General features: G+C 74.8%; 10 protein-coding genes. 5 read left to right on the top strand and 5 right to left on the bottom strand.

Features of this window, described 5'->3' with window-relative positions:
• The first annotated feature begins 72 nt into the window (after window positions 1-72).
• The 3 genes from RM540_RS03440 to RM540_RS03450 all read left to right on the top strand — a co-directional run bounded on the left by RM540_RS03440 (window position 73) and on the right by RM540_RS03450 (window position 2166).
• Complete coding sequence (locus RM540_RS03440; RefSeq protein ID WP_349256293.1) at window positions 73-684, top strand: Maf family protein; 612 nt, start codon at window positions 73-75, stop codon at window positions 682-684.
• An 80-nt stretch (window positions 685-764) separates the two neighbouring features.
• A complete protein-coding gene (locus tag RM540_RS03445; RefSeq protein WP_311662127.1) occupies window positions 765-1355 on the top strand; it encodes a fasciclin domain-containing protein in 591 nt (196 codons plus the stop codon).
• Window positions 1356-1413: 58 nt separating this feature from the next.
• The gene (locus RM540_RS03450; protein WP_311662128.1) at window positions 1414-2166 is read left to right on the top strand and encodes an SDR family NAD(P)-dependent oxidoreductase; all 753 of its coding nucleotides are present in this window, start codon (window positions 1414-1416) and stop codon (window positions 2164-2166) included.
• A gap of 39 nt (window positions 2167-2205) precedes the next feature.
• On the opposite strand, the gene RM540_RS03455 is transcribed toward RM540_RS03450, so the two are convergent.
• The 5 genes from RM540_RS03455 to RM540_RS03475 form a co-directional block, all read right to left on the bottom strand.
• The gene (locus RM540_RS03455) at window positions 2206-3486 is read right to left on the bottom strand and encodes a type IX secretion system plug protein domain-containing protein (protein WP_311662129.1); all 1281 of its coding nucleotides are present in this window, start codon (window positions 3484-3486) and stop codon (window positions 2206-2208) included.
• Between the two features lie 85 nt (window positions 3487-3571).
• Window positions 3572-5884: a hypothetical protein gene (locus RM540_RS03460; protein WP_311662130.1), complete on the bottom strand. Its 2313-nt coding sequence runs from the start codon at window positions 5882-5884 to the stop codon at window positions 3572-3574.
• 72 nt (window positions 5885-5956) lie between these two features.
• Window positions 5957-6922 (bottom strand): DUF3078 domain-containing protein, encoded by a 966-nt coding sequence (locus RM540_RS03465; RefSeq protein ID WP_311662131.1) that lies wholly within the window; start codon window positions 6920-6922, stop codon window positions 5957-5959.
• 67 nt (window positions 6923-6989) lie between these two features.
• Window positions 6990-7175, bottom strand: coding sequence for a histone H1 (locus RM540_RS03470; protein WP_311662132.1), 186 nt, complete (start codon window positions 7173-7175; stop codon window positions 6990-6992).
• Between the two features lie 151 nt (window positions 7176-7326).
• Window positions 7327-8004, bottom strand: coding sequence for a hypothetical protein (locus tag RM540_RS03475; protein ID WP_311662133.1), 678 nt, complete (start codon window positions 8002-8004; stop codon window positions 7327-7329).
• A 221-nt stretch (window positions 8005-8225) separates the two neighbouring features.
• Here RM540_RS03475 and RM540_RS03480 point away from each other — a divergent pair, with 221 nt between their 5' ends.
• Window positions 8226-8738: a fasciclin domain-containing protein gene (locus RM540_RS03480; protein WP_311662134.1), complete on the top strand. Its 513-nt coding sequence runs from the start codon at window positions 8226-8228 to the stop codon at window positions 8736-8738.
• A 270-nt stretch (window positions 8739-9008) separates the two neighbouring features.
• On the top strand, window positions 9009-12482 hold the full coding sequence (gene dnaE / locus RM540_RS03485) for a DNA polymerase III subunit alpha (protein WP_311662135.1): 3474 nt from the start codon (window positions 9009-9011) through the stop codon (window positions 12480-12482).
• The last annotated feature ends 222 nt before the right edge of the window (window positions 12483-12704 follow it).

Below are 12704 nucleotides of genomic sequence, written 5' to 3' on the forward strand. Positions count from 1 at the left end.
CTTCCCCTCTTCCCCTCTTCCCCTCTTCCCCTCTTCCCCGGAGCGAGCTTCCGGCTCCTCGCCGCCCCGCCCGTGCTCGCTCTCCGTGTCCCGCTCGTCCTCGCGTCCGCCTCGCCGCGGCGGCGCGACCTGCTCGGGCGGCTGGGGCTCGCGTTCGACGTCCGCCCGACCGACGCCGACGAGACGTGGCCCGACCTCGACCTGGGGCCGGCGGCCGAGGCCGTCGCGCTCCGCAAGGCCCAGGCGCTGGAAGCGCCGGGGGCGCTCGTCCTCGCGGCCGACACCGTCGTCGAGCTCGACGGCGAGGTCCTGGGCAAGCCGCCCACGCCCGACGCCGCGCGCCGGACGCTCCGCCGCCTGAGCGGCCGGACGCACCGCGTCGCGACCGGGGTCGCCCTCCGCTACGGCGACCGCGAGGAGACCGCCCACGCCGTCACCCACGTCACGTTCGGGGCGCTGAGCGACGCCGAGATCGCCGCTTACGTCGCCACGGGGTCGCCGCTCGACAAGGCCGGCGCCTACGGGATCCAGGACGACGCCGGGGCGCTGCTCGTCGAGCGCATCGACGGCGACTACTCGAACGTGGTCGGGCTCCCGCTCCGGCTCCTCTACGTCACGCTCCGCGCGGCCTTCCCCGACCTCGTCGCCCCGCCGGGCGGGGCGGACGCGGGCGGGGCGGCGTGAGGGAACCCCGCCTGCGGCGCGGCGCTCCTAGGCCGGAGCCCGAGCGGCTCCCCGGCGACGCCCCTCTCCCACCCCGCCCGATGCCCGTGCTCCCGCTCGCGGGGCGCCTCCGCCCCGCCCGCCTCGCCGCCTTCGTCGTCGCCGCCGCGTGTCTCGCCGCGTGCGGCGCCGAGCCCGAGCCCGCCCCGCCCCCGGCCGGGGGCGGGGTGGCCGCCGAGGGCGCCGCGCGTCCGCCGGCCGGGCCGCAGACGGTGCTCGACGTCGTCGCCGCGACGCCGGACCTCTCGACGCTGGCGGAGTTGGTCGAGCGCGCCGACCTGGGCGCCGTGCTCCGCGACACGTCGCAGACGATCACCCTGTTCGCGCCGAGCGACGCGGCGTTCGCCGCGCTCCCCGCCGGGGCGCTCGACGCCCTCCGCGCCGACCCGGCCGCCACGCGCGCCCTGCTCCTGTCCCACGTCGTCCCGACGCGGCTGCCGGCGGCCGACGTGTTCGCCGAGATCGCGTTCGAGACCCCGGGCGGGACCGACCTCACGGTCGACGCCGACGACGACGCCGTGACCGCGAGCGGCCCGGGCGGGGCGGGGCGCGTCACGACGGCGGACCTCGACGCGGCCAACGGCGTGGTCCACGTGGTCGACGCCGTCCTCGCTCGGCCGAGCGCGGTCTAGCGGGCGGGGCGGCCTGCCCCTCCCGCACCCTTCCCCCTCACCCCTTCCCTCCTGGTCTATGTCTGACGCCCCCGTTTACGTTCTCGTCGGCGGCACCGGCGGCATCGGCGCGCCGCTCGCGCGGCGGCTGGCCGCGGACGGCGCGCGCGTCGTGCTCGGCGGCCGCGACGCCGACAAGCTCTCGGCGCTCGCCGGCGAGACGGGCGCCAAGGCGTTCACGCTGGACGCCACCGAGCCCGACGCCATCGGCGGCCTCGTCGGCGCCGCGGTCGAGGCGCACGGCCGCGTCGACGGGATCGCCAACCTGGTCGGGTCGATCACGCTCAAGCCCGCCCACGCGCTCTCGCCCGAGGCGTTCGACGAGACGCTCCGGCTCAACCTCCACACCGCCTTCTACGCCGTCCGCGCCGCGGCCACGGCCATGCGCAAGAACGCCGACCCGGCGGGCGGGGCGGTCGTGCTCATGTCGAGCGTGGCGGCCCGGCTGGGGCTCGCCAACCACGAGGCGGTCGCGGCGGCCAAGGCCGGCGTCGACGGCCTCGTGCGGGCGGCGGCGGCGACGTACGCGCCGCAGGGCATCCGCGTGAACTCGGTCGCGCCGGGCCTCGTGCGGACGCCGCTGGCGGGGCGGCTCGTGGCCTCGGAGCAGGCCGTCGAGGCGTCGGCCGCGATGCACCCGCTGGGGCGGATCGGCGAGCCCGAAGACCTCACCGACGCGCTCGCGTTCCTCCTCGACCGCGAGCGGAGCGGGTGGGTCACGGGGCAGACCCTGTCGGTCGACGGCGGGTTCTCGACCGTCCGCCCGCGCTGACCGCCCCGCCCGACCGCCCCGCCCGGCGGCCGCCCCGCCCTACTGCGCCACGCCGCTCTGGACGGCCACGAGGCGGTCCGTAAACAGGATCGGGTCCTGGAGGTAGACGAACGCCGTGAACAGCTGGGGCCGCGCGGCCGGCGCGACGCGGGCCGGGGGCGGGGCGTAGCCGTAGACGTACCGGCCCTGCTTGACGAGGACGACGCCCTCGTAGCGGCCTTCGGCCTCGACCCACGCGAGCTCCGTCGACGGCTCCCGGCGCCACCCGTTGAACGAGCCCTGCACGTAGACGCGCCGCGTGAGCTGGCGGCTGCCCGGGGGCACGTACCGGAACAGGACGTCGACGTACTGCGCGTCCGTGTCCGACGTGCCGACGTCGCGGTAGACGGCCCCGATGAGCGGCGTCGCCGCGAGGACCGGGTCGCGGACGTCGCCGCCGAACTCGGCGTAGTCCAGGTCGAGGACCGCCGTCGGCGGCCGCGCCGCGCGGTCGACCTCGACGACGTCGGTTCCCAAGCCGAGCAGGCCCAGGTCGAACTCGTAGAGCGGGGCGGCCGGCTCGAAGACGTCGTCGCGCGGGAGGTAGAACTGGAACAGGGCGAGGTCGATGAGCGACGGCTGCGGCGCGCACCGGACGCCGTCGGTCTGGCCGTTCCGGGCAAAGCAGACCGTGTACTGCGAGGCGTCGAACTGGGCGATCCGGCGGTCCGGGCGGACCTGGACCGACGGCTGGATCGAGGTGCCGACCGTCCCGCCCTGGACCGCGGCCCCGAACGCGAGGCCCACCTGGGCCAGTTCCTCGGACACGTAGAACGGGGCCTCGAACAGGGGCGTCCCGTCGGGCCGGCTGACGCGCACCCGGTAGTTCCCGCTCACGCGGAACCCGATGGACTCGTTCGGGAAAGCGTACTCGTAGTGGACGTACGGGACGGCGACGGCGGCGCCCGACGGCCGGTAGTCCAGGATGTCGTCGCGCTCGAACGCCGTCAGGTACTCCGACGGCACGAGGTCCGGCCGCCCCAGCCGGTCGGTGTGGACGAACGAGACGTCGAGCGGGGCGCCGGCCTCCTGGCCCAGCAGGTCGAACGCGAGCGTGAGCGTGCCCGCCCCGCCCAGCGTCAGGACCGGCAGCGAAGCCTCGTCGCCGGTCTGGTAGAGCTGGGCCGCCCCGACGGCGTCGCTGGCGTAGACCCACTCGCCCGGCGCCGCCGCGCGGACGGGGGCTGGCGCCGGCCCGTCCCCGTCGAACGCCTCGTCGGGCGGGGCGCACGCGGCGAGCGCGCAGACGACGAGGAGCGCGAGGGAGCGGGCGGGCGTCATGGGCGGGGTGGGGAAAGGGCGCGGCGCGCCGGGGAGGACGAGCGGGGCGAGTCTCCTCTTCGTCCCCCGATCCCTCATCTCCAAGCTAGCCCGCTCGCGGGCGGGGCGGGAGCCCCCGCCGCCACCGGGCGCGGGCCGCCCAGTCCTCGGCGACGGCGACGAGCGACTGCGGCCCGGCGGCGCGGAACCGCACGGCGGCGCGCTCGGCGAACCGCTCGGCGGCGCCCGTAGCGCCCGCGCGGTAGGCGAGCTGCGCGCGGAGCAGGTCGAGCGCCGCCCCGCCCTCGCGCGCGGCGGCGGAGTCGAACCCCGCGAGGAGGGCGTCGTCGTCCCAGGCCCGCGCGAGGCGCCAGGCGCGGGCGGGGCGGTCGGCCTGCGCCCACCGGAGCGCGGCGGCGACGGGCGCTGCGGCCTCGACGCGCGGCGCGACCGAATCGGGCGGGGCACCCAGGACGGCCGCGAGCGTCGGCGCGCTCCACCCCGCCCGGCGCCGCAGGAGCAGGCGGCCGACGGCGTCGACGACGCTGAGCGAGTCGGTCGCGGCGCGGGTGGCGCGGGCGGCGCCGGGCTCGCCCCGGAGACGGAGCACGTCGCCCAGCACGCGGAGCGAGAGCGCGTCGCCGAGGGAGTCGGCGGCGGCGCGGGCGCGGTCGAGATCGAGCGGGGCGGGGCGGCGGCCGTGCCGGGCGAGCGCCTGGAGCCGGCCGGCCTCGGCGGCGGCCGAGAGCGGCTCGGCGGCGAGCGCGGCGTCGAAGGCGGCCAGCGCCGCCCCGTCGCGGCCCTCGTCGAGCGCCTCCCACCCCGCCCGCGCGTGGCGGACGTGCGCGGGCACGTGGTGCGGGCACCGGACTTCGAACAGCGACGGCCGCCGGAACAGCCACGCCGCCACGGCGACGGCCTCGGGCTGGGCGGGGCGGCCGGCGAGGTCGCGCCCCCACGCGGCGGCGAGCGCGTCCAGGCTCTCGCCGTAGGCGGCGCGGAAGTCGCCCGTGCGGTAGGCCTCGCGGAGCGGGGCGGGGCCGCGCGTGTCGAGGAGCCACGCCGCGAACGCCCCGCTCGCCGTGTACGCCACGCCGGCCCGCGCCGTCCAGAACCCGGCCGGGCTCATCACGCGGGCCACGACGGCGGCCGGGTCGGCGTCCAACCCGCCCGCGTCGCCGCCCAGCGCCCGCCCCGCCGCGACGAGCTCGGCGGGGGCGGGGCGGCCGTCCGGCGGCTCCAGCGCGACGGCCAGCCCCTCGACCAGACCGACGGCCGGCGACGCCCGCAAGACCGGCGCCCCGAACTCGCGCGCGACCACGTGGACCAGCTCGTGCCCCAGCGACGCCGGCACCTGGTCGGCCAGCATGTGGACCTGCGGCGAGGGCAGCCACACCGGCACCACGCTCGTCCGCCGCGACCCGATGAGCGCCGCCTTCGCGTCGGCGTCCGGGTACAGGTACACGTCGACGGGCTCGGCCGGCATGATGCCCAGGCGGCCCACGACCTGGCCGAAGCGGTAGAGCGCCTCGTCGGCCAGCCGCCGCGCCTCCTCGGGCGGGGCGGCCGGGTCGAGGTGCAGCACGAGCGGGCCGAGGTCGACCCGCTGCGACAGCGCGCGCTGGAGGTGCGCCGCGCTCTGCTGGATGCCGAGCGGGACCGCGAGCGCGTAGCTCGCCACGAGCAGCGCGCCGACCGCGAGCGCGGGCCTCCCCCCCGCCCCGCCCCGCCCGGCCTCGCGCGGCTCGCTCCCGCCCCGCCCCCGCTTCCACCGCGCCGCGAACAGTAAAAAGGTCGCCCACAGGAGCGTCTGCGCTTTGGCCGCCCACAGCCCCGGCCGCACCGCCAGTTCCTCATCGTAGATCGGCCCGAGGACGCCGCCGAACACGTGGCTGTAGGTGAACAGCTGCGGGTGGAGCCCCAGGTCCCACGCGACGCCGCCCGCCGCCACCGCGAGCCCGACGCCGACGACCCACAGGGCGGGGCGGCGCACCGCCCACGCGCCGAGCGCGTCGCCCAGCGCGACGCCGAGCAGCAGGCTCGGCGGCACGAGGAGGGCGTAGAGCCCGGCGCCCTGGGCGATCCCGCAGTTCGGCCGCCACGGCAGCGTGGCGGTCAGGAGGAGGGCGGGGAGGACCAGGAGCGCGAGGTGCTCCGCCACGACCGTCCGCAGCGGCACGCCGCCCCGGAGCGCCGCCCCGCCCGCGACGCCGCCCACGAGGAAGGCTACGGCCGCGACGACCGCCGACGACTCGGCGTGGAGCAGGCCGAGGACCGGGACCGGCCACAGCGCGACGCACACGGCCGCGTAGGCCAGCGCCGGCCACCGGAGCCGCCCCGCCCGCGCGGTCGCCCACGGGCGGGGCGGCCGGGCGGTCGTCCCCAAAGTGTCCGACGGGTCGGGCGGGGCGGGCGGCATGGCGTGGGGACGCGGGCGGGGCGGCCGAGGTCTCGCAGCCAGGGCGGGGCGGCCGAGCCTCCGCCCCGCCCGCTACAGCAGCTCGAACGTGAGCCCGAGCGCGACCGTCTCGCGGAGCTGGAGGTCGGAGCTCACGTCGCGGTCGTAGAGCGCCGACCCGTTGAGCGTCACGTTGATCAGGTCGTTCACCTTCAGCACGAGGGCGTTCTCGAACAGGACGTCGGGGAGCGCCTCGCCCACCACGCCGAACCCCTGGAACGCCGTCAGCCGCGACCGCAGGCGGACGTTCTCCATCACGTCCCGCTCGAAGATCGCCTCGACGTCCACGCCGACTTCGACCCGCACGGTTTGGTCGAGCCCGTTCCCGTAGACCGGCCGGAGCTCGCGCACGCTCACGGCCGTCTCCCGCAGCGCGAGCCCGCTCCGCGCCACGAACCCGCCACCCGGCCGGTACGCCAGGCCCACCGACTGCCCGAGCACGAGCGGGGCGGCAAACGTGCTCACGCGGACCTCCTCGCCGGGGACGACCACGAGCGACGGGTAGTCCTCCGGCGACGGGTCGTAGTCGTAGCCGTCGGCGAACTGGGTCCGCAGCGAGACCCCGAGGTACGGGCGGAACGCGTCGTCCGAGGCCGTCTCGACCGTGGCCCCGTAGCGGACCACGTCGACGGCCTTGCGGAACGAGAGCGTGTCCTGGCGGAGCAGCCCGAACGCGAGCCGGCCGTTCTGGCTGATCAGGAACCGGCCGACCACGCGGTCGAACGAGCCCTCGGCCGAGGCCGTGAACGCGAGCGCGTTGACGCCCCCTTCTTGCCAGTTCGAGTAGGCCGCTTGGTTCCCCTGGAGCTGGGCCACGAGCGACGTGCGCCAGCCGTCGGCGGCGCGGAGCGTGTCGGCCTTGCCCAGGGCGCGGGCCGGGGCTCTCTCCAAGGCCGTGTCCTGGGCCGCGGCGGGGGCGCCGAATAGGAGGGCGAGCGCGAGGACGGGGCGGAGCGCGGCGGCGAGGGCGGGGCGGCGGGACAGGACGGTCCGGGGCATGGGGCGACATACGAGCGAGGCCGCGCCACAGCGGTGACGCGGCCTCGGCAACCAGGGAGGGCGTCGCTTAGCCCTCGGCGTTCTTCTTGTCCTGGACGTCGGTGCGGATGTCCTGGGCCATCTGCTTCAGCTCCTGCATGCCCTTGCGGACGCGGGTGCCGGCGGCCTTGTTGCTCTTGTCGTAGAACTTGCTGAAGTCGTCCTCGAGCGAGGCGACGTGCTCCTGGAGCTTGTTGTACATGCTCTGGGCCATGGGGAGGGGGGGAGTGAGTGGGGAGAGGAGCGGCGCGGGCAAAATCGCCCTCAGAAGCGCTCGGAAGGACCTCAACATACCGTGCGGCCTTCTGGCCTGTCAAGGATCACCGGCCCGCATCGGCCAGAAACGCCGGTTCCCTACGCCGCCGTCAGCCGGAGACCCGCACCGCGCCCGCACCGCCCACGCCGCGGATCGCGCCCCGGGGGACGGCCTCGACGCGGGCGCCCGAGGCCACGAGACGCTCGGCGGCGTCGGGGTCGCCGAGCGCCGAGCGCGTGGGCGGGGCGGCGACCGAAACGGCCTCTCCGTCGCTGGCGAGCCCCTTTTTCAGCAGGACCGTCACCGGCTCCCCGAACGCGCCGGCCAGCGCCGCGGCGGCCGCGGCCGGGTCCGCCTCGGCGAGCGGGCCGCCGTCCGCGCCCGCCACGAGCGACGCCACGACGGCTACGACGCCCTGCCCGACGAGCGTCTGGAGCCACGCCGTTTTTCCGGCCACCACCCCGCCCTCGGAGCGCTTGAGGAGCCCGCGGTCGGCCCCGAGCGCGCGGACCGCGGAGACGCCGGCCTCGTTCAGCTCGTGGACGATCTCGCGGCTGAGCGCGCGCGTGGCGCGCTCGACGGCCGCGGCCTCCTCGTCGGTGGCGGTCGCCCACGCGCCGCCCACGGCTTCCGGCAGGAGCCCGAGCGATTCGAGCGCCCGCTCGCCCCGCTCGCCGCTCCCGTGCACGAGGACCGCCCCGCCCGCGCGCGCGGCGAGGTCGCGGGCGAGGCCGGTCAGGAAGAGGGGGTCGCCGAGGTGGTAGGCGTCGAGGAGCAGGACGGGCACGGGCGGGGCGGCGGGCGGCGGGAGGAGACGCCGCTCGGCCGCGCGCTGATTCCTCCCGGGCGGCCCGCCCTCGCCCCTGGGGCGGCCTCCTCCCCTTGCCCACACCCAAACCACACCGCTCCGTCACAACTTCCCATACCACGAGCGCCTTCCATCCTTTCCTGCCGGAGCGCGGAGCACCTAACCGCTCCGCCCCTTTCCCCCCACCCCCTGGTAGTCCTATGTACATCCCCCGCCCCGCCCTTCTCGGGCTCTCCGTTCTCGCCCTCTCCCTCGCCGCCTGCGACTCGGACGAGGTCGGCGACGGCGACACCATCACCGACATCGTCGTTGACGACTCCGAACTCTCGACGCTCGAGCAGGCTGTGGTCCGGGCCGGTCTGGCCGACGACCTCGGCGGCGAAGGCCCGTTCACCGTCTTCGCCCCGCTCGACCGGGCCTTCGCTGCGGTCGGGACGCCGGACGAGGTCGTCGCGCTCGACAACCTCGCGGACATCCTCCGGCTCCACGTCGTCGCGGGCCTCGACCTCGACGCCGACGACCTCGACGCCGGTGACGTCCTCACGACCCTCAACGGGGAGACGCTGACGGTCGTCGCGGTCGGGTCCGGGCTCGGGCTCGACACCGAGGACGCCGACACCAACGCCAACGCCCTCATCGTCGACACCGACATCGACGCCGACAACGGAGTCATCCACAAGATCGACGCGGTCCTCCTCCCGACCGACAACTAGGGACGACGTCCGTCTCTCGTAGCGCGCGGGCGCGGCCTCCGGGCCGCGCCCGTTCGTCTTGGACCGCCCCGCCCGCTTTTGGCAGCGCCTCAGACCGCCCCGCCCGCGTCGGGCGCGGCGCGTCGTATCCCTCACGGCGCCCGCCGCCGGGCGGGGTGGCTGCGCGGCCGCCCCGCCCGCGTCTCTGAACTGCCGGCGAGTTACGCACACGGGTTGCCCGGGCGGGGCGGGGTGGGCGTTCTTGCCGTCCCCCCGCGACGCCGAGATCCCATGCCCGAGTTCTGCCACCTCCATTGCCACACGCAGTACTCGCTGCTCGACGGAGCGGCCCGGATCGAGCGGTTGGTGGACCGGGCGGTGCAGCTGGACCACAAGGCGGTCGCCATCACGGACCACGGCAACCTGTACGGCGTCCCCGAGCTCTACACCAAGGCCCGCCGCGCCGGCGTCCAGCCCATCGTCGGGTGCGAGTTCTACGTCACGCCGTCGGGCATGGGCGACACGCAGGACCGCACGCGCTACCACCAGGTGCTGCTCGCCAAGAACCTGGAAGGCTACCAGAACCTTATCGCGCTCTCGTCGCAGAGCTACACCGACGGCTACTACTACAAGCCGCGGATCGACCGCGAGACGCTCCGCAAGCACTCGGGCGGCCTCGTGGCGACGACGTGCTGCCTCCAGGGCGAGGTGCTCCAGACGATCCTCAAGCAGGGCGAGGCCGAGGCCCGGACGGTGTTCGAGGACTACCTCGACATCTTCGGCGACGACTACTACATCGAGGTCCAGGACCACGCGATCCCCGAGCAGCGGCAGTGCAACGCGGTCCTCATGCGGTGGGCCGAGGAGTACGGCGTGACGGTCGTCGCCACGAACGACGTCCACTACGTCGACCAGGCCGACGCCGAGGCGCAGGACGTGCTGCTGTGCCTCCAGACGGGGAAGGACCTCCACGACCCGAACCGGATGCGGTTCGAGAACGACCAGTTCTTCCTGAAGAGCGCCGACGAGATGCGGGTCGCCTTTGGGCCGTCGGTGCGCGAGGGCGTGTTCGGGTCCGAGGCGGCCGTCGACGCCGCGCTCGACGCGACGCGCGAGATCGCCGACAAGTGCCGGCTGGAGATCCCGATGGGCGAGCTCCTCATGCCCCACTTCCCCATCCCGCCCGAGCACGCCGGGCCGGACGCCTACCTCCGCGCGCTGGCGTACGAGGGGGCGGGGCGGCGCTACCCGGAGATCTCCGAGACGGTCCGCGAGCGGCTGGACCTGGAGCTGGGCGTGATCCAGACGATGGGCTACGCGGGCTACTTCCTCATCGTGCAGGACTTTACGACGGCGGCCCGCGACATGGGCGTGTCGGTCGGGCCGGGCCGCGGGTCGGCGGCGGGCTCAGCCGTCGCGTACTGCCTGGGGATCACGAACATCGACCCGCTCCAGTACGACCTCCTGTTCGAGCGCTTCCTGAACCCGGAGCGCGTGTCGATGCCCGACATCGACATCGACTTCGACGACCGCGGGCGGGGCAAGGTGATCGACTACGTCGTCGAAAAGTACGGGCGCGAGTCGGTCTGCCAGATCGTGACGTTCGGGACGATGGGCTCGAAGAGCGTCATCCGCGACGTGTCGCGCGTGCTCGGCGTGCCGCTCCCGGAGGCCGACCGGATCGCCAAGATGATCCCGGACGGCGTCAAGGTGTCGCTGGACAAGGCCAAGGGCGAGGTGCCGGAGTTCGCCAAGCTCTACGAGCACCAGGACCCCCAGATCCGCAAGCTCATGCACTACGCGACGGTGCTGGAGGGGAGCGCGCGGCACACGGGCGTCCACGCGGCCGGCGTCATCATCGCGCCGGGCGACGTGAGCCAGTACGTGCCGGTCTCGATCCAGAAGGGCAAGGGCGGGGCGGCCGACGCCGTCGTCACGCAGTACGACGGGAAGTGGGTCGAGGAGTTCGGCCTGCTCAAGATGGACTTCCTGGGGCTGAAGACGCTGACGATCCTGGACGACGCGCTCGCGCTCATCAAAGAGAACCACGGCGTCGAGATCGACCTCGACGCGCTGCCCCTCGACGACCCCGACACCTACACGCTCTTCCAGCGCGGCGACACGGTCGCCATCTTCCAGTTCGAGTCGTCGGGGATGCGCGAGTGGATGCGGAAGCTGAAGCCGACGTCGCTCGACGACCTCATCGCGATGAACGCGCTCTACCGGCCGGGGCCGATGGACCTCATCCCGAGCTACATCGACCGGAAGCACGGGAAGGAGCCGGTCGAGTACCCGCACCCGATGCTGGAGTCGATCCTGGCGCCGACCTACGGCATCCCGGTGTACCAGGAGCAGGTGATGCAGATGGCCCAGGTCATGGGCGGCTACTCGCTGGGCGGGGCGGACCTCCTGCGGCGGGCGATGGGCAAGAAAAAGCAGTCGGAGATGGACAAGCAGCGGGTCATCTTCGTGGGCGGGGCGGCGGACAAGGGCGTGGACAAGAAGACGGCGAACGAGGTCTTCGACATGATGGCCAAGTTTGCAGGTTACGGGTTCAACAAATCCCACAGTGCCGCTTACTCCGTCGTCGCCTACCACACGGCGTACCTCAAGGCCCACTACCCGGCCGAGTTCATGGCCGCGGTCCTCACGACGGAGATGGCCGACAGCTCGAAGCTGGCGACGGCCCTCGACGCCACGCGCGTGGCGGGCATCGAGATCCTGCCGCCGTGCGTGAACCGCTCGGACGCCCACTTCACGGTCGAGCACGGGCGCGTCCGGTTCGGGCTGGCCGCCATCAAGGGCGTTGGGCACGGGGCCATCGACGCGCTCGTGGAGGCGCGCGAGGCGGCGGGCGGGGCGTTCGACGACGTGTTCGCGCTGGCCCGCGACCTCGACCTCAGGACGGTCGGCAAGAAGACGCTGGAGGCGCTCGCGGCGGCCGGCGCGATGGACACGTTCGAGGCCCACCGCCGGCAGCTCGTCGACGCCGTGGACCTCGCGTGGGCCTACGCGCAGAAGCACCAGGCGGACAAGCTGGCGGGCCAGTCGTCGCTGTTCGGGGCCGCCGACGAGGTGGGCTCGTCGTTCACGCCGACGCTCCCGCACGCCGAGCCGTGGACGAAGGGCGAGACGCTCCGCTACGAGCGCGACCTCATGGGGTTCTACGTCTCGGGCCACCCGCTCGACGACTTCGCCGCCGAGGCCGCCGCCTTCGCGTCGTGCCAATTGGGGAACGTCGAGAACATCCCGCACGAGTCGGACCAGACGGTGCTCGCGATCGTGACCGAGGTCACGCGGCGGACGACGAAGTCGGGCCGGCCCATCGCGTTCGTGACGATCGAGGACACGACGGGCCAGGCCGAGGTGGTCCTGTTCGCGCAGACGCTGGAGCGGTGCGGCCACCTGATCGAGGTGGACTCGGTGATGATGGTGCGCGGCAAGGCCGAGACGACGCGCGGCGACCTCAAGCTGGTGGCGAAGGAGATCCTGCCCATGTGGCGCGTCCGCGAGCAGATGGTCAAGGCGGTCGTGCTGCGGATCGACCCCGATGTGGCGACCGAGGCCGACGTGGACGCGCTCGCCGGGCTGTGCGCTGAGCACCCGGGCGCGTGCAAGGTGTACTTCGAGGTGGCGAGCCGGGCGCTGCCCCGCCCCGTCCGCCTCCACGCGCGGACGGCGGTCGTGGACCTGACGCCGGAGCTGATGAAGGGGCTGAACGGCCTGTTCGGCGCGCGGTCCGTCGTGCTGGAGGGCGAGGGGTAGCCGCCCCGCCCGGGCAGCGGGCAGCGGGCAGCGGGCAGCGGGCAGCGGGCAGCGGGCAGCGGGCAGCGGGCAGCCAAGGTGCACCGCCCCGCCCGCAGAATGCGAGGGCGGGGCGGGGTGGCCGCCGTAGCGGCGTTGCATGCAACGCCGTCGGGCCGCAGCGTCCGATCACCATGTACCACCCCGCCCGCGCCATGGGCGGGGCGGCCGCAACGACGGGGT

The sequence above is a fragment of the Rubrivirga litoralis genome, assembly GCF_031846415.1.
Lineage (GTDB): Bacteria > Bacteroidota > Rhodothermia > Rhodothermales > Rubricoccaceae > Rubrivirga > Rubrivirga litoralis.

What these genes read in the sequence shown, in the direction of transcription:
- RM540_RS03450 (WP_311662128.1), top strand. Translation starts at nt 1,414, where the DNA reads ATGTCTGACGCCCCCGTTTACGTTCTCGTCGGCGGCACCGGCGGCATC.
- RM540_RS03480 (WP_311662134.1), top strand. Translation starts at nt 8,226, where the DNA reads ATGTACATCCCCCGCCCCGCCCTTCTCGGGCTCTCCGTTCTCGCCCTC.
- RM540_RS03470 (WP_311662132.1), bottom strand. Translation starts at nt 7,175, where the DNA reads ATGGCCCAGAGCATGTACAACAAGCTCCAGGAGCACGTCGCCTCGCTC.
- RM540_RS03445 (WP_311662127.1), top strand. Translation starts at nt 765, where the DNA reads ATGCCCGTGCTCCCGCTCGCGGGGCGCCTCCGCCCCGCCCGCCTCGCC.
- RM540_RS03460 (WP_311662130.1), bottom strand. Translation starts at nt 5,884, where the DNA reads ATGCCGCCCGCCCCGCCCGACCCGTCGGACACTTTGGGGACGACCGCC.
- dnaE (WP_311662135.1), top strand. Translation starts at nt 9,009, where the DNA reads ATGCCCGAGTTCTGCCACCTCCATTGCCACACGCAGTACTCGCTGCTC.
- RM540_RS03465 (WP_311662131.1), bottom strand. Translation starts at nt 6,922, where the DNA reads ATGCCCCGGACCGTCCTGTCCCGCCGCCCCGCCCTCGCCGCCGCGCTC.
- RM540_RS03455 (WP_311662129.1), bottom strand. Translation starts at nt 3,486, where the DNA reads ATGACGCCCGCCCGCTCCCTCGCGCTCCTCGTCGTCTGCGCGCTCGCC.